The following is a 20360-nucleotide window of genomic DNA, read 5'->3' on the forward strand; positions in this document are numbered from 1 at the left end:
CCAGGTGCCGCCAGGCGTACTGGCGCCTAGATGTCGACGTCTCCGCACACGTGCACCTCCACGCCGAGGCGGTGGAAGAACGCAGCCTTCGCGACGAGCGCCTTGTCGGCCGTGGCGGCGTCGGGAGCGTAGGCGACCTGGACGTGGTTGGCCTTGTGGCGGGCCATGAACTGGTCGCGGTCGATCCCGTGGTGGACGACGTGCGCGATCGGCCACTCCGGGTTGGTCGCCGCCCACCGCCGCTCGGTCTCCTCATCGGGCAGCTCCACGACGGAGGCGCGGCCGATGTCGAGCTGGAGCCGGGCGTCGGCGATGTAGAGCCGGGACCAGACGATCTCGCCCGGCCTGCTCACGCCCTTGATCGTGCCGCCGCCGGCGGGGAAGTACATCGGGTTCTGCCGCCAGCTCACCGCGCCCGCGTACCCGCCCTTCAGGTGGGACGGCGGCACCGAGCCGGAGATCTCGTAGACCCAGACGAAGTCGTCGCCGTACTGCTCGCCCCAGCGCACGTCGTGCAGCGTGGTCGCGGGGTCGAGGCCCATGGCCGTCCACACCCTGTTGGTGATCAGCGCGTCCACGGCCACGCCCTCGTCGGCCTCGTTGAAGTGCGGCAGCGGGGCGCCCTCGTAGAGCACGCGGGTGCCGTCGCGGCTGGTCACCGGCGGGCGAGCGACGTTGTTGAGCAGCCCTTCCGCCAGGTCGGACGCCGGGGTGAGGTCCTTCAGGCCCTGCTGGTACTGGATCCCGACGGCGTCGAGGCCGAAGTCGTCGGCGATCCGCAGCGCGGCGACGTACATCTTGAGCTGCTCGTGCAGCTGCCGGTCGGTGAGCTCGGCGGCCTCGTCGGAGCCGGTGGAGAAGCGCATCCCCGCGGCGTCGAGCCACTCGCGCGCGGCCTTGGCCTCGACGTCCGGCACCTTGAGCATCTCGGCGTAGAGGGCGCTCTGCGACAGCCGCTCCTTGAAGATCCCGAGGGGGTTGAGCAGCTCGTCGTCGATGATCGCGTTGTACATGCCCATGCAGCCCTCGTCGAACACGCCGACGATGGCCTTGTCACGCAGCAGTTCCTCGGCCAGCGCGAGGCCCAGCTCGGACTCGGGGCCGACCGGCAGCGGCGGCAACGGGCGGACATGGGAGGAGTCGTGCACGATGTAGCCGGTCTGCACCCAGCTCGCGATGCCGTCCAGGAAGTAGCGGTCGGTGAAGTCGACCGACCAGATCGTCGAGTACGGGCGGCCCATCTTGGTCAGCCCCGCGTTGAGCCCGAGCAGGCCGACCAGCCCCGGCCACGTGCCGTCGAAGTTGGCCACGGTGAGGATCGGGCCCTGGTGGGTGCGGAGCCCGGCCAGCACATGGTGGCTGTACTGCCACACGGCCTCGGCGACGATCAGCGGCGCGTCGGACGGGATGGTCTTGAAGACCTCCAGACCCATCCGCTGGCTGTCGATGAAGCCGTGGCCCTTGGCGAGGTCCGCCTCGTGCGCACGGACCACCGTCCAGCCGAGGTCGGCGAACGCCGAGGTGACCGCCTTTTCGAGGGCTTCCTGCGCGGCCCAGCCGGCGACGTTCGCCGACAGGCGCAGGTCTCCGCTGGCGATCAGGTACGCGGTGCGCGGCTCGGCGGGCCGCTCCTGGCGGGGTACGGGCATGCGGTACGTACTGGTCATTGCGGCTCCAGATCGGCGAGGGGCAGCCGGGCGAGGACGATTCCCCTGCGCTGCCAGGTGTAGGTGACGAGGAGGTGGTCGGGGGTGAGGACGGCGGAGGGGTAGCTGTACTCGGCGACGCCACTGGTGACGACCCCTGCGTCACCCGGCGCGAACCCGGGCCCGGTGCCGGGTTCCAGGAGCCGTGGCACGTCCGGATCGACCGCCACGACGCCGTCGTCCACGGTCGGTCCGGCGTGCCAGGTCAGCCCGTCGTCGTCCGACAGCGAGACCACGAGCGGGCAGCGGCTGCCCCACGACTCGGCGCTCGGATTGTGCACGCAGGCCACCCGTCCCGACGGCAGCGCGACCGCCGTGAGGCCGCTGTTGTTGTTGGGCAGGCCCGTGGGCTCGGCGGGCGTCCAGGTGCGCCCGCCGTCGCGGGAGATCGAGCGGAACGCCCGCCCCTCGGTGCTGCGCATCAGCGCGACGGGGCTATCCGCGCCCCACCACAGCGCGGGCTGGATGTGCCCGGCACCGGCCAGCACGTCGTGGTCGACGGGGATCGGCGCGCGTGTCCAGCTCAGCCCCCCGTCGTCGGAGACGTCCACGAACGGGTCCCAGCGGGCCGGCTCACCCCACCGCTCGGTCGAGCCGGGCGCCAGCCAGCGCCGGCCCCCGGGAGCGAGCAGCGGCGGGTTCTTGACCGGGCCCCGGCCGCCGGACCGGTCTCCGGGGACGAGCTCGCGCACCGGCTCCCACGTGGCGCCGGCGTCGTGCGAGCGGGTGACCAGCGTGACCCACTCGGAGATACGCTCGCCCGCCTTGCAGAACAGCCACAGCGCGCCGTCGGGCCCGGGCGCCAGCACCGGGTTCCAGTGCGCGACGTCCCTGCCGGTTTCCAGGGTGCGCACCTCTCCGCCCCGGGCGATGCGGATGCGGTTGTCGGGCGTGCCCTCCCTGGTCCCGGCGAACCAGGCGACGACGGGAGTGCCGTCCACCACCGCGAGCGTGGACGCGTGGCACTGCGTCCAGCGGGGATCGTCAATGGTCACGAACTCCCGGTGGATCATCATCGCGCTCAGGACGCCAGGGCCGTCTCGGCCAGCTGCGCGATGTGCCGCCGCATGTCGGGACCGATCTCGGGGGCGGGCATGCGGAGTGCGCCCGTACCGCGTCCGAGGTGGCTCAGCGCCAGCTTGATTCCCTCCACGGTGCCGCCCAGCGCGGCCAGCACCTCGTCCACCCGCGCCTGCGTGGACCGTTCCGCGTCGGCGTCCCCGCTCGCCACGGCGTCGGCGAGCAGCGCGAACGGCTCGGGGAACGCCGCCGACAGTCCGGAGACGACCCCCGCGCCACCGCCCCGGACGACCTCGGCGAGCTTGGTGTCCGAGCCCGACCACAGCCGGGCGGAGTCCGGCAGTGCCGCGCGATACTCCGCGAACCGCTCGCCCGCCAGGCCGCTCAGCTTGGCCCCGGCCAGCCCGGTCTCGCCGGCGATCGCAGCGAAGTCGGCGGGCTCGACGACCACGCCGGAGCGCTCGCTGAAGAGGTAGCCGTAGACGGCGGCGGGACCCGCCGCCTCCGTCACCGCGGCGAAGTGCCTGAGCACGGCGCCGTTGTCGGCAGGCAGGTAGTACGGCGTCAGCGTGGCCAGCCTGCGGGCCCCGAGCGCCACGGCGTCGCGGGTCAGCGCCACCGCCTCCCGGGTGGCCGCGGCGCCGACGTGCACCACGACCCGCTCGGGGCCGAACACGGCCAGCGCGATCTCGGCGACGGCACAGCGCTCCGCGCGGTCGAGCGCGGGGAACTCGCCGGTGGTGCCGCACACGAAGACACCGTCGACGCGGCGGGCGAGATCCGCGAAGTGCGCTTTGGTGGCGGCGTGGTCGAGCTCGCCCGCCTCGTCGAAGAGGGTCGGGACGGCGGCGAGGACCTCGGCGCGGGGCCGGATGTTCGCTGCTATGGCGGTGTTTTGTGGCATGGCAAAGCCTCGGTTCGTCGATGATGAGGCACGGCGATGCCTCGGTACGTCATTGATGGCAGGCGGACGGGACCCCGGGCGGACCCAGGGCAGCAGGGGGCAGGTCAGAGGGCGGGCTGGGCGCGCTCCCGCTCGATCAGCGTCGCGCGGATCCGGGCGCAGGATCCGTCGAGGTGGGCGGTGAGTGCGGCCAGCGCGGCGTCGACGTCGCCCGAGCGGACGATGTCCCTGAGGTCGGCGTGGTCCTGGGCGACGGGCACCAGGTCACGGTCGGTGTTGGTGATCTCCAGCACCGCTGCGAACAACGGCCGGTGCAGCGCCCAGGTGGCGGTGAGCCAGCGGTTGTCGCCGATCGTGTAGAAGCCGCTGTGGAAGTCGAGGTCGGCGGCGGCGAACTTGGCGGCGTCGGAGCCGTCGGCCGCGGCCCGCATCTGCTCGACCGCCTCGTCGATCGAGGTCCAGTCGGCGGCGTCAAGGCGCGCGACGGCCTCCTTGATGGCCAGGCCCTCGAGTGCGCCACGGAGCGCGTAGAGTTCACGAAGGTCCTGGTCAGACAGGCCGCGGACGAAGACGCCGCGCTTGCGCGTCTCCACCAGCCCCTCGATCTCCAGCTGGCGAAGCGCGTCACGGACCGGCCCGCGGCTCACTCCGAACTGCTCCGCGATCCGGCCCTCGACCAGGTGCGTGTCCACGCTGAGCTCGCCACGCACGATGAGCGAGCGAAGCTGGGCGAGCAGCTGATCTCCGAGCGGTGGATTGCGCAACGGATTGGTGATCGACACCTGCTCTCCTCTCGTGAGTCTCCGCCCGACCGGAGACTATCCCGCACAACTGCATACGGTCAACGTTAACGGATGACTGTTGACGGTTAACCGTCATCCAAGTAATAGTGTGCGACAACTGAACCACAGCGGAAACAGAAAGCCGCCAGCAGAAAGGGAGGCGCCATGGTCGCGACCCTTCCGAAGACAGATGCCCGCTACACCTGGAAGGTCACGGCCTCCAGCTTCCTCGGCAACACGCTGGAGTACTACGACTTCCTCGTCTACGGAACAGCCGCCGCCGTGGTGTTCCCGAAGGTGTTCTTCCCCGACGCCAGCGGCTTCGTGGCCACGCTCTCCGCCTTCGGCACCTTCGCCGTCGGCTTCCTCGCCAGACCGTTGGGCGGGCTGTTCTTCGGGAGCCGGGGCGACCGGCACGGCCGCAAGTCCACCCTGATGGTCACGCTCACCCTGATGGGACTCAGCACCATCCTCATCGGGCTGCTGCCGGGATTCGGCACGATCGGGATCTGGTCACCCGTCCTGCTGGTGGCGCTGCGGTTGCTGCAGGGGTTCGCGGTCGGCGGCGAGTGGGGCGGCTCGATGATCATCGTGCTGGAGTCGGCGCCGCCGAACCGCCGCGGATTCTTCAGCGCCTGGCCCAACACCGGCGGGTTCTCCGCACAGATCCTCATCACCGGGATCTTCGCGTACGTCTACACGCTCCCCGACGATCAACTGCTGAGCTGGGGCTGGCGGATCCCGTTCCTGCTGTCGGCCGTGGTCCTCGTCGTGACGTTCTGGATGCGGCGCAGCCTGCACGAGACCCCCGTCTTCACCAAGGCGGTGGCCGCGGACAACGAGAGCGAGACGGCCGCCGCGGAGCCCGAGCGCCCCAAGCGCGGGCCCATCCGCACGATCTTCGTGGACGACTGGCGCAACCTGCTGCTGATCATCGGCCTGCGGTTCGCCGAGTCCGTGCCGTACTTCCTGCTCACGGTGTTCGCGCTGTCCTACGGCACCAGCGCGCTCGGCCTCGAGAAGACCCAGCTGAACAACGCGATCCTCATCGCCGCCGTGCTCTCCTTCGTCAGCCACGGCGTGTTCGCCGCGATCTCCGACCGCGTCGGGCGGCGGCCGATCTACTTCTTCGGCGCCGTCGTGGTGTTCGTGATGGCCTTCCCGTTCTTCGCCATGCTGCACAGCGGGTCGATGGTGCTGATCGTGCTCGGGTACGTGCTGATCCTCAACTTCGGGCACAACGCCATCAACGCCATCCAACCGGCGTTCTTCGCCGAGCTGTTCCCCGCCGAGCGCCGCTACACGGGCGCCGCGGCGGGCCGCGAGATCGCCTCCGTCTTCGCGGGCGGTCTGACCCCGTTCATCGCCACGGCGCTGGCCGGCAAGGACGGCTCCCGCTGGCCGCTGGTCGCCGCGTACGTCATGATCGGCGCCCTGATCACGATGTTCGCGGTGTACAAGGCGCCGGAGTCCTTCCGCCGCGACCTCAGCGCCACGGGCGAGACCGTGCGCTGATCAGGGCTCCCAGTGATCGGCCGTCCCCTGCTCCATGGGGCTGGCCGGGCTGAACCGTCGTGACCTGCCCTCCCGGGTGCGGTCGATGTGCTTCACGAGCGTGATGAGCACGTGCTTGCAGGAGGGGCGCTTGCGCGCGTCGCACTCGATGAGCGGGACCTCGGGCGAGAGCGCGAGCGCCTCGCGTACGGAGTCCAGCGAGGGACCGTCGGCGAAGCGGTTGACGGCGACGACGAACGGCGTCCGGTAGTGCTCCAGCCGGTCGATGGAGTACCAGGAGTCCTGCAGGCGCCGGGTGTCCACCAGGACGACCGCCCCCAGGCTGTCGGCGAACAGCTGATCCCACACGTACCAGAAGCGCTGCTGACCTGGCGCGCCGAACAGGTACACCACCTTGTCGGTGGTCACCGTGATCCGGCCGAAGTCGAAGGCGACCGTCGTGGTGGTCTTGGCCCGTACCCGGCTGGCGTCGTCGACGGCCTCGCCCGCCTGGGTCATGACCTCCTCGGTGCTGAGCGGCCGGATCTCGCTCAACGAGCCGACCATGGTCGTCTTGCCCACGCCGAAGCCGCCGACGATCACGATGTTCAGCGCGTCAGGTTCGGTTTCGCGCAGGGGCGTGCGCACGGCATCAGCGGTCGTGGAGGGCGCAGAGCAGCGCCGCCCGGAGCGGCGGCCGCTCAGCAGGGCGATGTTGTCGGCCAGCCGGCTCATCTGACCGCCCGGCGTCCCGGCGCGGGCAACGCCATCGTCCCCAGTGAAGCCACCCCTTCACGACAGTGTTCGAACGGGAACGGCACTCACCGTAGCACCACGAGAACCGGTCGCTTCACCCGTAACAGAACATTCGTCACACCTCCTCCGCCACCCCCAGGTACATCACCTTCGGGTTCGAAGGGTTGAAGGCGATGGAGGTGACCCGGTCATAGGAGTTGTGGTTGACGGTGACCCGGTTCTGGCGCGAGTCGTACCTGTAGATGTCCGTGCCGATGCCGGACCACCCCGTGCCGAAGTCGAAGTAGAGCACGCCCGGGTTCGTCGGGTGCGGGGCAAGCAGCGGACCGTTGACAAGTGTGACCCCGGCGCCCTGGTCCACGACGCGGGTGAAGCTCCGGCCGCCGTCGTCCGACCGGTAGATGTGCCGGCCGCCGGACGGCGCGCCCGCGTCCAACTCGGCGATGTCGAGGCCCATCGCGTACACGACGTTCGGGGCGGCCGGGGAGATCGCGGCGCTGAACACGTTGATCTTGTTGCCCGTCTGGGTCAGGCCGGTGGACGTGGTCCAGGTGCGGCCGCCGTCGAAGGTGACGCGGGCGCCGGTGTCCGACGCGCCCAGCACCACGTGGTCCAGGTCGTACGGATCGAACACCGCGGTGTAGACCATGAGCAGGTCGCTCTGCGGCCAGGCGGGCACGCCGATGGGCTGCCACGTGCGCCCGCCGTCCCTCGAGTCGTACAGCCGGCCGGAACCGTCTGCCACGCGCAAGTGTTCGCCACTGCTCCTGTCCGTGCCGAGCCCGACCAGGTCACCGGCTGGTGAGGTGAGCGGCGTGACGCCGCCGGATGTCGCGAGCGCGATGGTGCCGTCGAGGTCCCAGGCGTAGGCCTGGCCGTCCCGAGCCGCGGCCAGCTCGATGTGCCTGCCGCTCACCTCACCGGCCGCCGTCCACGTGCAGCCCGCGTCCTTCGAGCTCAGCAGCTGGTTGTTGGACATGGCGAGCAGTTCGTTCGGACGGTCGAGGGCGACGAGTCCTGTGGTGTAGACGATCGGCCGCAGCGCCTGGCTGGTGGGTGCGATCGTCGTGCCGTCGTTCCGCGTGTACGTCACCGACCCGTCGCCTGTGACCGTCTGGCAGGTCGGCTGACGCCAGCCGCCGAAGCCTGCCAGACCGTCGCCGGCGGGGTCGTCCTCCGCGACGGCGGGCGTGACGGCCGACAGGACCGCCAACGCGGTCGCGAGTCCGATAGTGAATGCCTTCTTCAACACTGCCTCCCCGACAGGCCGGTCTTACAGGACTCCTGTCCTATCGGGGAGCGGAGCGCGCGGGCTAGCTCAAATGGCGGCAGGTTTGTGCCATTACAGGTATCTGTCACACTGATGGATCATGAATACGGACGACAACGCGCTCGCGGCGGTCGGGGTCGACGCAGAAGACGAACGACTCTACCGAGACCTGCTCCGCCGGCCGCGCGCCACCCTGCCCGAGCTGGCCGCGCGCACCGGCCGTACCACGGTGGCCCTGCGCCGGGCCTTCTCCAGGCTCGAGTCGCTCGGTCTGGTCAGCCGCATGGCGGGCCGTCCGATCCGGTACGTGCCGACCAGGCCCGACGTGGCGGTGGCCGCCCTCATCTCCAGCCGCGAGGAGGGGCTGGCTCAGGCACGGCTGGCCGCGCTCGTCCTGCTCGCCGAGACACCGCGGACGGAGAACCAGGCCCCCGAGGAGCTGGTCGAGGTCGTGCAGGGTCAGGCGGCCGTGGTGCAGCGCTTCACCCAACTGCAGCAGACCGCGACCGAGGAGCTCCTGGTGCTGGACCGGCCGCCGTACGCCCAGGACCCCACCCAGCAGAACGCCGCCGAGCTGGAGCGCCTCGCGCACGGCCTGCTGGTGCGCGGCATCTACGACGCCTCGGCCCTGGAGATCCCCGGCAAGCTGCGCCTCGCCCAGGAGTCCGCGGCGGCCGGGGAGCAGGCCAGGGTCAGCCCCGAGGTGCCGATGAAGCTGGCCATCGCCGACAGGAAGACCGCCATCCTGCCGCTGAGCACCGACGCGTCCGCCTACGCCGACAGCGCGGTCATTGTGCACTCCTCGACGCTGCTCGACGCGCTGGTCACCCTGTTCGAGGTCCTGTGGCGGTCGGCGCTGCCACTGCCGGTCAAGCCCCTGGCGGACTCCCCCTCCTCCGCTCCGGATCCGGAGCTGTTCGCGCTGCTGGCGGCCGGGCTCAAGGACGAGGCCGTGGCACGTCAGCTCGGGGTGAGCCTGCGTACCGTGCACCGGCGGGTCAGCGAGCTGATGGACCTGCTGAGCGCCCGCACCCGGTTCCAGGCCGGGCTGCTCGCCGCGCGCCGCGGCTGGTGGGGTACGGACTCCTGATACTCACAGGGTGTCGCCGTGGGCCATCAGGTGCACCGCCGCAAGTGACCGCCACGGGCGCCACCGTTCGCGGCAGGTGGCGGCGTCGAGGCCGAGTCCGGCCAGCGCGGCACGGAGGGACGCGTCGCCCAGCGGGAACGCCTCGCGGCTCCCGAGCCGGAAGGCCAGGTCGTGGCGCAGGTCGTGATCGGCATAGGACAGAGTGGCCAGGGCGTCCAGGCTGGTGCCGTGGTCGAGCGCCCCGTGCCCGCGGGCGGCGTCGGCCGCCAGCAGCCCGATCAAGGCCGCTTCCTCCTCGGTGACCTCGGCCTGGGCGATCGCGGCGGCGTTGGGGAAGGTGTGCGTGAGGCCGCCCGGCAGCCCGGGCACCCTCGCCCCCAGCCTGGTCACGAGCGCCCCCAGCCGGTCCGCCGCCTCCCGCGGGGTCCTGCCGCGCCCGAGCACGGCCCGGACGCCGGCCTCCTGGGCGCCCCACGCCGCCGGCACGGCGAGCCCGGGGCGCGCCCGCACCAGCGGGCCGAGCACCGGGTCGGCCGACAGCGCCGCCACCCCAGCCGTGTGGTCGGCGTCCACGCCGAGCATCCGCCCCACCTGCCCCACCACGTGGATCAGCCCCTCCCAGTACGGCAGGTGAGCGCGGAGCAGCAGGTGCCCGTCGTCGCCCGGCGACACCTCCAGCACCCCCGGTGCGCCGTCCACGGTGACCGTGCGGCGGTAGGTGTCACCGTCCACCTCCTCCACCCCCGGCACGGCCCGAACGCCGAGGAAGTCCCGCACGGCCGTCCAGTCGTAACCGGGCACGAACGGCAGCCGCAGCACCAGCCCGCCGTCGGCGACCAGCCGGTCGGCACGGCGCCGCCGGTCGCGCAGGTCGGTCGGCGATGCACGGAACACCTCCCGCATGGTCCTGTTGAACTGCCGCAGGCTCCCGAATCCCGAGGCGAAGGTCACGTCCAGCACCGTCAGGTCGGTGTCGTCCAGGAGGCGCCGGGCGAAGTGCGCCCGCCGCGAACGGGCGAGCTGGTCCGGGGTCGCCCCGAGGTGCTTGATGAACAGCCGGCGCAGGTGCCGCGGCGACATGCCCATCCGCGCCGCCAGCCCCGCCTCGGTGCCGTCGTCCAGCACACCGTCGATGATCAGCTGCCACGCCCGGCACACCAGCTCGGGCGCCCCCGCCGCGATCGGCGCGGCCACCCGGTAGGGCCGGCAGCGCAGGCACGCGCGGAACCCGGCGGCCTCGGCGACGGCCGGGTGCTCATACGTGCGCGTGTTGCGGGCCAGCGGCTTGGCGCCGCACCCCGGCCGGCAGTAGATGCCGGTGGTGACGACGGCGGAGTACGTGGTCATGCCCTAGGTTTACGTCACCCGCGGCCCGTTCACCGGCCGGATTCGGACACGGTCATCCACGGGTGGCCTGGAGCCAGCTGGAGGTGGCGTCGAGCTGGACCCGGCGCGCGGCGGCTAGCTCGTGAACCCCGTGCGCCAGGTGGCGTGCCGGGGCGTCCACCCAAGAGAGCGGGCGAGGGTGTTGTCGGCGCCGCGCTGCCAATCGGCCCGCCCGCCGGTGGGTGCGGGGGCGGGAGCCCCGACGGCGGCGGCCAGCGCGGGCAGCCACTCGCGGGCAGGCGCGGGCTCGTCGTCCACGATGTTGACGGTCCCGCGCGGCCAGCGGAGCGCCGCGACGGTGGCGCTTGCCGCGTCCTCGACGTGCACGAAAGAGGTGACCGCGTCGTTGGCCGCCAGGTCGCCGAGGAAGATCGAGGCCGGGTCGTCGGTGGGGCCGCCGTTACGCAGCACGTCCGCCACGAGGCCACCGGGCCGGTACCACGTACCCGGTCCGTAGAAGAGGCCGTAGCGCAGCACGACGTGCTCGTCCAGCTCGGTGACGGCCTCTTCCAGGGCCTGGATGCCGCCGATCACGCTCGAGCGCGGGGCGGGCGCGGTCACGTCCAGGGGCGTGTCCTCCGTGGCCGGGCCGTCGCCCGGCGCGTAGGCCCAGGCGATGGACTGGGCGACGATGCGGGACACGCCGGCGAGCTTGGCGGCGTCGACCAGGTTGCGGGTGCCGATCCTGCGGATGCGGCCGTTGTCGGCGGGGTTGCCGCCGTTCAGCGCGGTCAGCTGGTGAACGATCGCGTCGGGGGACGCGTCGGCCACCGCGCGGGCGACCGCGTCGGCGTCGAAGACGTCCAGCCGCACGGCGGTGGCGCCCTGGGCGCGCAGCCGATCGAGGCCGGATTCGGTACGGGAGGTGCCCGTGACGCGGTGACCGGCCTCGACCAGCTGGGGGACGAGGTAGCGGCCGATGGCGCCCGTGGCGCCGGCGACGAAGACATGCATGATGGTTCCTTACATTATGAGACGCGAACGCTGGCGGGAGCGGGGGGTATGGTCGGCGAACCACAGGGCCGCGCCGATCGCGCACAGCACCGCGCCGGTGACCGCGACGCCGATCCAGCCGCCACGGTTGAAGATCGGCGCCGCGATGCCGCCGCCGGGGAAGTAGGCGGTCATGTACGCGGTGGTCACCCTGGACCTGATCCCCCGCGGGTAGGCCAGCCGGCGGGCCCGCGCGCCAGCGCCATGAGCAGGCTCAGGCCAAGGGAAAGCCCCTGTTCATCGACACTCACCCGGCCAGGCTAAGTGGCGATCGTCCCATTACTATGGACCAGTTATCGGCCTGGAAATTGGACCAATTAGATGGCGGAGACACTTGGGCCCGAGCTCCCGCTGGACCTGTCCGGCTGGGGTTCCCGCCGCAGGGCGCTGGAGGAGGCGCTGCGGACCGCGATCCGCGGCGGGCGGCTCGTGGCAGGGACGCGCCTGCCCTCGAGCCGGGATCTCGCCTCCCAGCTCGGGCTCTCGCGGGGGACGGTGACGCAGGCGTACGAGCAGCTGGTCGCCGAGGGCTGGCTGACGGCGCTGCAGGGCTCGGGCACCCGCGTGGCGGAGGGCACCGCGGAGTCCCGAGTCGCGGAAGGCACGGCGGAGGCGGTCGCTCTGAGAGCTTCGCCGCGTTATGACCTGCGGCCCGGGCGCCCGGACGCGTACGCGTTCCCCCGCCAGGCGTGGGCCCGTGCGATGCGGCACGTCCTGAGGGAGGCGCCGACCGAGGTGTTCGGCTTCGGCGACCCGCGGGGGCGCATCGAGCTGCGTACAGCCCTGGCGTCGTATCTCGGCCGGACGCGCGGCGTCCGGATCGACCCGGCGAACCTGATCGTGTGCTCGGGCTACACGCAGGCGCTCGGCCTGCTCGCGGAGGTCTTCGCCGAGCTGGGCGTGCGCACCGCGGGGATGGAGGACCCGGCCACCGACGACCATGTCCGCCTGCTCGCCGGCCGCCTGCGCGTCGCCGACATCCCCATCGACTGCGCGGGCCTGCGCGTGGACGCGTTGCGCGCGTCGGGCGCCGAGGTGGCCGTCTGCACCCCGGCGCACCAGTTCCCGCTGGGGATGAGCATGGCGCCGGAGCGCCGGTCCGAGCTGCTGGCGTGGGCGGACGACAGCCTCGGGTGGATCGTCGAGGACGACTACGACGGCGAGTTCCGCTACGACCGGCATCCGATCGCCGCGCTCCAGTCCCGCCGCCCGTCCCGCATCGTGTACGTCGGATCGACCAGCAAGACCATCGGCCCCGCCGTACGGCTGGGCTGGATCGCCTGCCCGCCCCTGTTGCTGGAGCCCCTGACAGAGGCCAAACGCCGGGCCCGCGAGACCCACCCCCTGGACCAGCTGGCACTCACGCGCATGATCGACATGGGCGACTACGACCACCACCTGCGAACCGTGCGCCGCGGTTACCGGCGACGCCGGGACACTCTGGTCGCGGCCGTACGATCCGGTCTGCCGGGCGCCCGCGTCCGCGGCATCGACGCGGGCCTGCACGCCGTGCTCGAACTCCCCTCGGGCCTTACGGAGCAGGCCGCCCTGGAGGCGTTGCGCGCGGCCTCGGTCGACGCCCATTCGCTCGGCCGGTACGCGCGCAGCGACCGTCACCCGCCCTCGCTGGTCGTCGGATACGCCACGCCACCGGCCCACGCCTACCCGGCCGCCCTCGACGCGCTGATCCGCGGGCTCGGGTGAGACATCGTCGAACGCCTTTTCGATTACACTGCTGGCCATGCCGAACCCCCTGGCCCTCAGCCTGGAGACCGCGCGACGGCTGGCCGTGACGTGTCAGCACCTGGCCGGGCCGCGGCCCGGCGGCGACGTCGACGGGCTGCGGCAGGTGCTGCGCACGTTGCGGTGCCTGCAGCTCGACCCGATCAACGTGGTGGCCCGCAGCCACCTGCTGGTGCTCTGGAGCCGGGTCGGGGCCTACGACCCCGCCGGCCTCGACGCGCTGCTGTGGAAGGAGCGGTGGCTCTTCGAATACTGGGCGCATGCCGCGTCCATCGTGCTGGCGGAGGACTATCCGATCCACCACGTCATGATGCGCGGCTACCCACGGGGAGAGTCGACCTACGCGCAGCGGGTCCGCGACTGGCTGGCGGCCAACGACGAGCTGCGTCAGCACGTGCTCGACCGGTTACGCGAGGCGGGGCCGCTGCCGCCCGGGGCGTTCGACGGCCGCGTGAGCGTGGCCTGGCAGTCCACCGGGTGGACCAACGGCCGCGGCGTCGAGCGGATGCTCGACTTCCTGTGGTTCCAGGGCCAGATCATGGTCGCGGGGAGGACGGGCCGCACACGCCAGTGGGACCTGGCCGAGCACTGGCTGCCCACGTGGGCGGCCGCCGCCCCGCTGCCGCGGCGGGAGGCGGTGTCGCTGGCGGCCGAGCACGCCCTGCGCGCGCTGGGCGTGGCCCGCGCCGCCGACATCGAGCGCCACTTCATCCGCGACCGCTATCCCGGCCTCGCCGAGATCCTGCAGGAGCTGGAGCACTCGGGCCACGTCGTGCCCGCGGAGGTCGAGGGCGGGCCGGAGCGCTGGTACGTGCACCGCGACGCCCTGGGCCTGCTCGAGCAGGACTGGCAGCCGCGCACCACGCTGTTGTCGCCGTTCGACAACCTCATCTGTGACCGGGCCCGCACCGTGCGGCTGTGGGGCTTCGAGTTCCGCACGGAGATGTACGTGCCCAAGCACAAGCGGCAGTACGGCTACTACATCATGCCGATCCTGCACGGCGAGCGGCTGGTCGGCCGCCTCGTGCCGCGCCTGGACCGCCGCCGGGGCGTGCTGGAGATCGAGGGTGTGTTCCCCGAGCCGGGCTTCCCGGGCGACGAGGCGTCCGTCCAGGCCATCGGCGCGGCGATCGCGGAGCTTGCCGCGTTCGCCGGAGCGCGCGAGGTCTCCTACGCTGACACCGTTTCGGCGCCATGGCGGTCTGGCCCAAGATCCCGCGGATTACCGACAATCGCCCCCAATTAGGGGCATGGCCTTCGCTGCTGCGGGTGTGAGCCCTATGCGCGGGGGTCCGCGACGCGCTCGACCGCCGCGCCGCGGCCTCGTCCGGAGTTCGCCCGCTCCTGGGAAGCGGTCACCAGTTGCCGGTCTCCGGGCCCATCGCGCCGTACTCGACCTTCCCCTGGCGCTCGTACGTGGCCTCGATGACACCTGAGCCCGACGTCGCGCTGTCGACGAGCCGGAGCCCGGCGGGGATGGTGCCCTTGGCGAAGAGTCGCTTGCCGGAGCCGAGGAGCACCGGGAAGACCAGCAGGTGGAACTCGTCGACCAGGTCGTGCTCGATGAGCGTCTGAACGAGGTTGCCGCTGCCGTGGACCTGGATCTCGCCGCCCTCCCCCCGCTTGAGCTCGGCCACCGCCTCCGCGGCGTCGCCGGCGAGCAGCGTCGAGTTCTGCCAGGCCACGCGATCCAGAGTCCGCGAGGCGACGTACTTGGGCATGCTGTTCAGCTTCGCCCCGATCGGGTCGTCGGCGGGGGCCAGGGGCCAGGCGGCGGCGAAGATCTCGTACGTCCTGCGCCCGAGCAGCAGCGCGTCGCCCCGCCCGACCAGCGCCGTCATCACCCTCATGAGGTGCTGGTCGAAGTGGGGCACGGTCCAGCCGCCGTGCTCGAACCCGCCGTCGCGGTCCTCCTCGGGCCCACCCGGCCCCTGCATGACGCCGTCCAGCGAGACGAACGTGGTCACCATCAGCTTCCGCATGTGGTTTCTCCTTCCCTCATTCACTACGAGGGACGAGCCGGGCCGGAATCGACAACCTCAGCCGGAGATCTTCGGTGTGGCGCGCATGCCGACGTAGCACACTTGGGTTCCGCTGGGCAGGGTCGAGAAGACCACGGGCATGTAGTCCTCGCTGAACGACGGGCCGGCGCCCGATGCGGCGAACACCGTCTCCGTGACCGCGGTCAGCCCCGCCTCCAGCGGCGGGGACAGGTCCTTCATGCCGTCCACGAACTCGTACCGGATCCGGTCGGGGGTGACGGTGATGACGACGCCCTCGCGCTTGTACGTGCCCACGTACGGGGTCATGTCCACCGCGGGCGGATCGGCCGGCGGGCCGAACGGCTCCGGCATGCGCACCCCGGCCAGCTCGTCGAGCAGCTCGCGGAACAGGGCGGCGTACAGCTGCCTGGCCCCGCCCCCGTTGGTCATCAGCGCCACGGCCACGCCTGCTTCGGGAATGACGCGCAGGTAGGCGTACTGCCCGATGGCGGCGCCGTCATGGCCGTAGCCGAAGACGCTAGGCCCTGATCGACCATCCCAGTCGTACAGGGTCCAGCCCAGGCCCCAGCCGTCCGCGCTGACCGTCCACTTGTCCGGTACGTCCACCTCGCGCCGCTGCATGGCCGCCACCGCGTCGGCGGTCACGACGCGTGTGCCGTCGGGGGCCAGGCCCCCCGCCAGGTGCATCCGGACGAAGCGGACGAGGTCGCCCGATGAGGTGATGATCCTGCCGTACGGGCCCGCCGAGCGCGGCATCATGTCCCAGACCGGCGCCGGGTCGGGGTCCTGGCCCGGCTCGCCCAGGTGGCTCATCGCCACCTGGAACCGCAGCGCCTCCTCCGGCAACGTCACCGAGCGCTCCAGCCCGAGCGGGGTGAAGATCATGTCCTTGAGCGCCTGGTCCCAGGTCTTGCCGGTCAGCACCTCGACGAGGCGGCCCAGGACGACGTAACCGAGGCTGCCGTAAGAGACCGCCGTCCCCGGCGGGCAGTCCAGGGCCACATCCCGGGCGGCCTTCACGTACTTGGCCAGGCAGTCGTCTCCGCGGCCCGAGTCGTAGGTGAAGTCGTTGGTGACCCCGCCGGTGTGGCTGAGCAACTGACGCACGGTGATCACCCTGGTCGCCGCCTCGTCAGGGGTGGCGAAGTCCGGCAGCACGTCCACCACCCGCGCGTCGAGGTCCAGTTTCCCCTCCCCGACCAGCTGCATCACCAGCGTCGCGGTGTAGACCTTGGCGATCGAGCCGGACAGGAACACCGAGTCGGGGCTCGCCGCCACACCGGTGCCCCGATGGAGCACCCCGCTGGCCAGCTCGTAGACCTGCCCGCCGGTCAGCACAGCCAGGGTCGCGCCCGGCACGTGGTGGGCGGCGCGCAGCTCGTCGAAGCGGTGCTGCCAGCGCTCGGGGTAGAAGCTCCGCCCGGTCGAGTTCAGCGTTTCCCAGTCGCCTGTGACGTTCCAGTTCGTGTTCATGATCTTTCTCCTTGAAGTCAGGAAAGGGCGGTCTTCTTGGGCATCACCAGCAGTGCCAGTACGGCGGCCGCCACCACGCCGGCGGCGCTGATGAGGAAGGCGGAGGACATGGCCGTGGTGAACGCTTCGCGGGCGACCCGCGCGATCCCTGCGTCGCCGAGGCTGAGCGCGTTCCCGATCGAGAGCCGGGCGGCGTCCGGAGCGGTCGCGGGCATGGCCGCGGTGTAGGCGCTCGCCAGCACGCTGCCCAGGACGGCGATGCCCCGCGCCGCGCCGGCCTGCTGGATGGTGTCGTTCAGCGCGGAGTCAGCGGCGGGATCGCCACGGAAAGCACCATGTTGTCGATCACCAGCACGAGCGTGCTGAGGCACAACACCACCAGGATCAGCCAGCAGCGCGAACTTGTATACATCGGAAACCTTCCACGGTGTGCGTACATCGCTCTCTTTGTGCGAACACTGTACGCATGAGAGTCTGCCGTACGCAAGCCGTGGGTGGACGGCGTGCAATGAGAAACTTTCGACCGGTGCGCGTCGGTGCTGCCTGCGGCGATAAGGCCGGCGTCAGGGCGCGCCGGGCGAGGGGATCTTCGGCTTAAGCAGGACTTACTCGCCCTTCGTCACTCTGGTGTCATCGGGACTCTAGGAGATGACATGGACGCGAACGCGCCTCGCGAGGACAACGCCGGCGGCTGGAGCCAGTTCGGTGACAAGCCCCCCACAGCCGGGACCTTCACCCGGCCGGGGCCGGTGCTGCCGCCGCCCCCTCCGCCACGGCGGGCGGGGTTCGTGCTCACGCGCAAGACGATCGCCGGGCTCGCGCTGGCCGCCGTGACGGCGTTGACGGCGGCGGCGCTCGGGGGCGGGGCCGTGGGCGCGTACGTGGCGGAAGGCGCGCGCCCGGCGCCGACCGTCACCACGACCGTGGCGAGCCCGGTCTTCCGCACGGCCTCGGGGCAGCTCACGGTCGCGCAGGTGGCGGAGAAGGTGCAGCCGTCGGTGGTGATGATCCAGGGGCAGAACGCCGAGGGGTCGGGTGTGGTGCTGTCGGAGGACGGGCTGATCCTGACCAACAACCACGTCGTGGCCGGGCAGGGTGACCAGTTGACGGTGAAGTTCAGCGACGGCAAGACAGCCAAGGCGAGCGTGGTCGGCACCGACCCGGCCACCGACCTCGCCGTCATCAGGGCGTCGGGTGTGTCGGGGCTGGCCAAGGCCACGCTGGGCGACAGCGACCAGCTCAAGGTCGGGGACGACGTCCTGGCGATCGGCAGCCCGCTCGGCCTGGACGGGACGGTGACGGCGGGCATCATCAGCGCGCTCGACCGTACGGTGACCGCTGGGAGCGGCGGCCAGGACCAGCAGCTCCCGCCGGGCTGGGGGCAGCAGGGGCAGGCGTCCGAGACGACCACGCTCGGCGGCATGATCCAGACGGACGCGGCGATCAATCCCGGCAACTCGGGCGGCGCCCTGGTCAACGCCGCCGGCGAGCTGGTCGGCATCAACAGCGCGGTCGCCGCCGACGGGGTCAACCTCGGCTTCGCGATCCCGGTGAACACCGCCAAGCAGGTCTCCGAGCAGCTCATCAGCAAGGGGAAAGTGAGTCACGCGTTCCTCGGAGTGAGCGTCACCGACGCCACCGGCGACGTGCCCGGCGCGCTGATCCGCCAGGTGACCGCGGGCAGTCCGGCGGAGAAGGCCGGGTTGAAGCAGGGCGACCTGATCACCAAGATCGGCAACACGGCCGTCCAGGGCGGTGACACGGTCGTCGGGCAGGTCCGCGGGTTCAAGATCGGCCAGCAGGTGCAGGTCACGTACCAGCGGGACGGGAAGACGAGCACGGTGACGGTGACCATGGAGGAGAAGAAGTAGCAGCCCGCTCATGCGCTGACGGGGAAGTTCTCGCGGAACACGCCCCGCGGGTCGCGGGCTCCTTTCGGTCACCATTGAGGGACTTGTTCCGTCATTGAGGTATGAGCCCGATCGAGGATGTGACCGTGGACGCCAACGACTTTCTGGCCGGCCGATTCGAGGAACACCGCAGCCATCTCAAGGCGGTGGCCTACCGGATGCTCGGCTCGCTCGCCGAGGCCGACGACGCCGTGCAGGAGGCGTGGCTGCGGCTCAGCCGTACGGACTCGGGTGAGATCGACAACCTGGGCGGCTGGCTGACCACGGTCGTCGGCCGGGTATGCCTGGACATGCTCCGCACGCGGACCTCGCGGCGTGAGGACCCGCTGGAGCAGCGGCTTCCGGACCCGGTCATCAGCGGCGAGGACGGGGGCGACCCCGAGCAGCAGGTGCTGGTCGCCGACGCGGTGGGACTCGCGCTGCTCGTGGTGCTGGAGTCACTGAGTCCCGCGGAACGGTTGGCGTTCGTGCTGCACGACATGTTCGCGGTGCCGTTCGAGCAGATCGCACCGATCGTGGACCGCACCCCTGCCACGGCCAAGAAGCTCGCCAGCCGGGCGCGCCAGCGCGTGCGGGGAACGGTGCCGTCGCCGGATCCCGACCCGAGCCGGCAGCGCCGGGTCGTGGACGCCTTCCTGGCCGCGGCGCGTGGCGGCGACTTCGAGGCGCTCCTCGCCCTCCTCGATCCCGACGTGGTGATGCGCGTGGACGCGGGGGCCGTGGCGAAGGGCGGCATGTGGACGATCAACGGCGCCGCGGCCGTGGCCGGGCAGATGACCAACTTCAAGCGGTTCAGCACCACCTACACGGCGGAGCCGGTGCTGGTGAACGGGGTTGTGGGGTTCGTCGGCATGCTGAACGGGGAGCCGCGGTCGGTGCTGAGCTTCATCGTCACGGACGGCAGGATCGCCGCCCTGGAGATCCTCTCCGACCCCGACCGCATCGCCGGCCTCGTCCTGACCACACCGGCCGACTGACCATCGGCGTCCCTTTGCGGGAAGCGGCTGTCACCCGACGTGCCGCTGTTGGAGCACGCCCGTTCCAGAGGGCGGCTCCGCTTCAGCGGAGGGAGATGTGGAGAGCCTCGCCCACCTTCCGGTAGCCGACGCGGGCGTAAACCCGTGCGGCGCCGTCGTCGGCGGGCGTGAGGAACGGGGTCGTGATCCCGGCAGCCGCGCCCTGGCGGGTCAGCAGCGCCGTGACCGCGCCCGCGATGCCGCGTCGCCGGTGCGAGGCCGGCACCGCGATGCCCGCCACCTCGGCGACCCCTTGGTGCGGGCGGCCGAGCTGCCCTGCGCCGACGACTTCGTCGCCATCCACGGCGGCGGCGACCAGGCCACCGCCGTCCAGGACCCGCCGGAGCCGGGCGACGTCGTGCTCGGTTGCCTCAGGCGCCTCGAACGCCTCGTTCATCACCCGCGCGACCTGCCAGAGACTGGCGTCGTCGGTCACGAGCGCGACCTGTACATCAACCGGTGCGTCCACCACCTCGTCCGGCGGGCAGACCAGCAGCGGGTAGCGGCCCTCCGCGGTGAAACCGGCCTCGAGCAGGGCGCCTTCCACCTTCGGGGCCACCTGCGGCACGTACTCGAGCCGGGGTGTCCTGGCCCGCCCCCAGAACGCCGCGATCAGCGCGGCGACCTCGTCCGCCGTCGGCGCGGCGTCGTCGTCGGGGATGGCGTAGTTGAACGGGAGTGCGTCGTCATGCTCGTCGAACCGCATCAGGAACGGCCCGGACCGGACAACCCGATCCCCTGCCACCGACCTGAGATAGGCGTGTACCTCGGCGCCCAGCAAGCGCGCTCCTCTCCTCGAACGGCCTCGAACGGC

General features: G+C 71.5%; 19 protein-coding genes. 6 read left to right on the plus strand and 13 right to left on the minus strand.

Translation table 11 applies throughout. From position 1 onward, the window contains the following. Positions 1 to 26 precede the first annotated feature (26 nt). The 4 genes from AB0J09_RS04525 to AB0J09_RS04540 all read right to left on the minus strand — a co-directional run bounded on the left by AB0J09_RS04525 (position 27) and on the right by AB0J09_RS04540 (position 4412). On the minus strand, positions 27 to 1667 hold the full coding sequence (locus AB0J09_RS04525) for a hypothetical protein (protein ID WP_360684998.1): 1641 nt from the start codon (positions 1665 to 1667) through the stop codon (positions 27 to 29). Further along, positions 1664 to 2722, minus strand: a complete 1059-nt coding sequence (locus AB0J09_RS04530; RefSeq protein WP_360685000.1) for a sialidase family protein — start codon at positions 2720 to 2722, stop codon at positions 1664 to 1666. Before AB0J09_RS04530 ends, AB0J09_RS04525 begins: the two co-directional genes overlap by 4 nt. 5 nt (positions 2723 to 2727) lie before the next feature. Continuing rightward, the gene (locus tag AB0J09_RS04535) at positions 2728 to 3630 is read right to left on the minus strand and encodes a dihydrodipicolinate synthase family protein (protein WP_360685003.1); all 903 of its coding nucleotides are present in this window, start codon (positions 3628 to 3630) and stop codon (positions 2728 to 2730) included. Between the two features lie 104 nt (positions 3631 to 3734). Further along, on the minus strand, positions 3735 to 4412 hold the full coding sequence (locus AB0J09_RS04540; RefSeq protein WP_360685006.1) for a GntR family transcriptional regulator: 678 nt from the start codon (positions 4410 to 4412) through the stop codon (positions 3735 to 3737). Between the two features lie 165 nt (positions 4413 to 4577). Between AB0J09_RS04540 and AB0J09_RS04545 the strand changes: the two genes are divergently transcribed. Then, positions 4578 to 5927: an MFS transporter gene (locus AB0J09_RS04545; RefSeq protein ID WP_360685009.1), complete on the plus strand. Its 1350-nt coding sequence runs from the start codon at positions 4578 to 4580 to the stop codon at positions 5925 to 5927. Here AB0J09_RS04545 and AB0J09_RS04550 read toward each other — a convergent pair whose 3' ends face one another. Continuing rightward, positions 5928 to 6641 carry an ATP/GTP-binding protein gene (locus tag AB0J09_RS04550; protein WP_360685012.1) on the minus strand — a complete coding sequence of 238 codons (714 nt, stop codon included), beginning with the start codon at positions 6639 to 6641 and terminating at the stop codon, positions 5928 to 5930. Positions 6642 to 6777: 136 nt separating this feature from the next. Further along, on the minus strand, positions 6778 to 7911 hold the full coding sequence (locus tag AB0J09_RS04555; protein ID WP_360685015.1) for a hypothetical protein: 1134 nt from the start codon (positions 7909 to 7911) through the stop codon (positions 6778 to 6780). 121 nt (positions 7912 to 8032) lie between these two features. On the opposite strand from AB0J09_RS04555, the gene AB0J09_RS04560 reads away from it, so the two are divergent. Beyond that, the gene (locus tag AB0J09_RS04560) at positions 8033 to 9022 is read left to right on the plus strand and encodes a helix-turn-helix domain-containing protein (RefSeq protein ID WP_360685018.1); all 990 of its coding nucleotides are present in this window, start codon (positions 8033 to 8035) and stop codon (positions 9020 to 9022) included. A gap of 3 nt (positions 9023 to 9025) precedes the next feature. Here AB0J09_RS04560 and AB0J09_RS04565 read toward each other — a convergent pair whose 3' ends face one another. The 3 genes from AB0J09_RS04565 to AB0J09_RS04575 all read right to left on the minus strand — a co-directional run bounded on the left by AB0J09_RS04565 (position 9026) and on the right by AB0J09_RS04575 (position 11551). After that, entirely contained in the window at positions 9026 to 10369 is a 1344-nt protein-coding gene (locus AB0J09_RS04565; protein ID WP_360685021.1) for an AlkA N-terminal domain-containing protein, read from the minus strand. A 114-nt stretch (positions 10370 to 10483) separates the two neighbouring features. Beyond that, entirely contained in the window at positions 10484 to 11362 is an 879-nt protein-coding gene (locus tag AB0J09_RS04570) for an NAD(P)-dependent oxidoreductase (protein ID WP_360685023.1), read from the minus strand. A gap of 9 nt (positions 11363 to 11371) precedes the next feature. Further along, the gene (locus AB0J09_RS04575; protein ID WP_360685026.1) at positions 11372 to 11551 is read right to left on the minus strand and encodes a hypothetical protein; all 180 of its coding nucleotides are present in this window, start codon (positions 11549 to 11551) and stop codon (positions 11372 to 11374) included. Between the two features lie 171 nt (positions 11552 to 11722). Between AB0J09_RS04575 and AB0J09_RS04580 the strand changes: the two genes are divergently transcribed. Together AB0J09_RS04580 and AB0J09_RS04585 are read left to right on the plus strand one after the other, a co-directional pair. Then, positions 11723 to 13105 carry a PLP-dependent aminotransferase family protein gene (locus AB0J09_RS04580; protein ID WP_360685029.1) on the plus strand — a complete coding sequence of 461 codons (1383 nt, stop codon included), beginning with the start codon at positions 11723 to 11725 and terminating at the stop codon, positions 13103 to 13105. A 37-nt stretch (positions 13106 to 13142) separates the two neighbouring features. Continuing rightward, complete coding sequence (locus AB0J09_RS04585; RefSeq protein ID WP_360685032.1) at positions 13143 to 14390, plus strand: crosslink repair DNA glycosylase YcaQ family protein; 1248 nt, start codon at positions 13143 to 13145, stop codon at positions 14388 to 14390. Between the two features lie 109 nt (positions 14391 to 14499). On the opposite strand, the gene AB0J09_RS04590 is transcribed toward AB0J09_RS04585, so the two are convergent. Genes AB0J09_RS04590 through AB0J09_RS04600 form a run of 3 tightly spaced genes read right to left on the minus strand, consistent with a single transcriptional unit; the run spans position 14500 to position 16991 of the window. Then, positions 14500 to 15126 (minus strand): dihydrofolate reductase family protein, encoded by a 627-nt coding sequence (locus AB0J09_RS04590; protein WP_360685035.1) that lies wholly within the window; start codon positions 15124 to 15126, stop codon positions 14500 to 14502. A 57-nt stretch (positions 15127 to 15183) separates the two neighbouring features. After that, positions 15184 to 16620: a serine hydrolase domain-containing protein gene (locus tag AB0J09_RS04595; protein WP_360685038.1), complete on the minus strand. Its 1437-nt coding sequence runs from the start codon at positions 16618 to 16620 to the stop codon at positions 15184 to 15186. 17 nt (positions 16621 to 16637) lie between these two features. Further along, the gene (locus tag AB0J09_RS04600; RefSeq protein WP_360685041.1) at positions 16638 to 16991 is read right to left on the minus strand and encodes a hypothetical protein; all 354 of its coding nucleotides are present in this window, start codon (positions 16989 to 16991) and stop codon (positions 16638 to 16640) included. 282 nt (positions 16992 to 17273) lie between these two features. Between AB0J09_RS04600 and AB0J09_RS04605 the strand changes: the two genes are divergently transcribed. Together AB0J09_RS04605 and AB0J09_RS04610 are read left to right on the plus strand one after the other, a co-directional pair. Then, a complete protein-coding gene (locus AB0J09_RS04605; protein ID WP_360685044.1) occupies positions 17274 to 18491 on the plus strand; it encodes a trypsin-like peptidase domain-containing protein in 1218 nt (405 codons plus the stop codon). A gap of 125 nt (positions 18492 to 18616) precedes the next feature. After that, a complete protein-coding gene (locus tag AB0J09_RS04610; protein ID WP_360685079.1) occupies positions 18617 to 19507 on the plus strand; it encodes a sigma-70 family RNA polymerase sigma factor in 891 nt (296 codons plus the stop codon). Between the two features lie 82 nt (positions 19508 to 19589). Here the strand turns inward: AB0J09_RS04610 and AB0J09_RS04615 are convergent, their stop codons facing one another. Then, positions 19590 to 20327 carry a GNAT family N-acetyltransferase gene (locus AB0J09_RS04615; protein ID WP_360685047.1) on the minus strand — a complete coding sequence of 246 codons (738 nt, stop codon included), beginning with the start codon at positions 20325 to 20327 and terminating at the stop codon, positions 19590 to 19592. Positions 20328 to 20360: the final 33 nt, after the last annotated feature.

Source organism: Nonomuraea sp. NPDC049784 (assembly GCF_040659615.1).
In the GTDB taxonomy this organism is placed as follows: domain Bacteria; phylum Actinomycetota; class Actinomycetes; order Streptosporangiales; family Streptosporangiaceae; genus Nonomuraea.

Coding starts and splice junctions, on each gene's coding strand:
- AB0J09_RS04605 (WP_360685044.1), top strand. CDS start 17,274: ATGGACGCGAACGCGCCTCGCGAGGACAACGCCGGCGGCTGGAGCCAG.
- AB0J09_RS04525 (WP_360684998.1), bottom strand. CDS start 1,667: ATGACCAGTACGTACCGCATGCCCGTACCCCGCCAGGAGCGGCCCGCC.
- AB0J09_RS04550 (WP_360685012.1), bottom strand. CDS start 6,641: ATGAGCCGGCTGGCCGACAACATCGCCCTGCTGAGCGGCCGCCGCTCC.
- AB0J09_RS04560 (WP_360685018.1), top strand. CDS start 8,033: ATGAATACGGACGACAACGCGCTCGCGGCGGTCGGGGTCGACGCAGAA.
- AB0J09_RS04585 (WP_360685032.1), top strand. CDS start 13,143: ATGCCGAACCCCCTGGCCCTCAGCCTGGAGACCGCGCGACGGCTGGCC.
- AB0J09_RS04545 (WP_360685009.1), top strand. CDS start 4,578: ATGGTCGCGACCCTTCCGAAGACAGATGCCCGCTACACCTGGAAGGTC.
- AB0J09_RS04565 (WP_360685021.1), bottom strand. CDS start 10,369: ATGACCACGTACTCCGCCGTCGTCACCACCGGCATCTACTGCCGGCCG.
- AB0J09_RS04570 (WP_360685023.1), bottom strand. CDS start 11,362: ATGCATGTCTTCGTCGCCGGCGCCACGGGCGCCATCGGCCGCTACCTC.
- AB0J09_RS04530 (WP_360685000.1), bottom strand. CDS start 2,722: ATGATGATCCACCGGGAGTTCGTGACCATTGACGATCCCCGCTGGACG.
- AB0J09_RS04595 (WP_360685038.1), bottom strand. CDS start 16,620: ATGAACACGAACTGGAACGTCACAGGCGACTGGGAAACGCTGAACTCG.
- AB0J09_RS04590 (WP_360685035.1), bottom strand. CDS start 15,126: ATGCGGAAGCTGATGGTGACCACGTTCGTCTCGCTGGACGGCGTCATG.
- AB0J09_RS04580 (WP_360685029.1), top strand. CDS start 11,723: ATGGCGGAGACACTTGGGCCCGAGCTCCCGCTGGACCTGTCCGGCTGG.
- AB0J09_RS04535 (WP_360685003.1), bottom strand. CDS start 3,630: ATGCCACAAAACACCGCCATAGCAGCGAACATCCGGCCCCGCGCCGAG.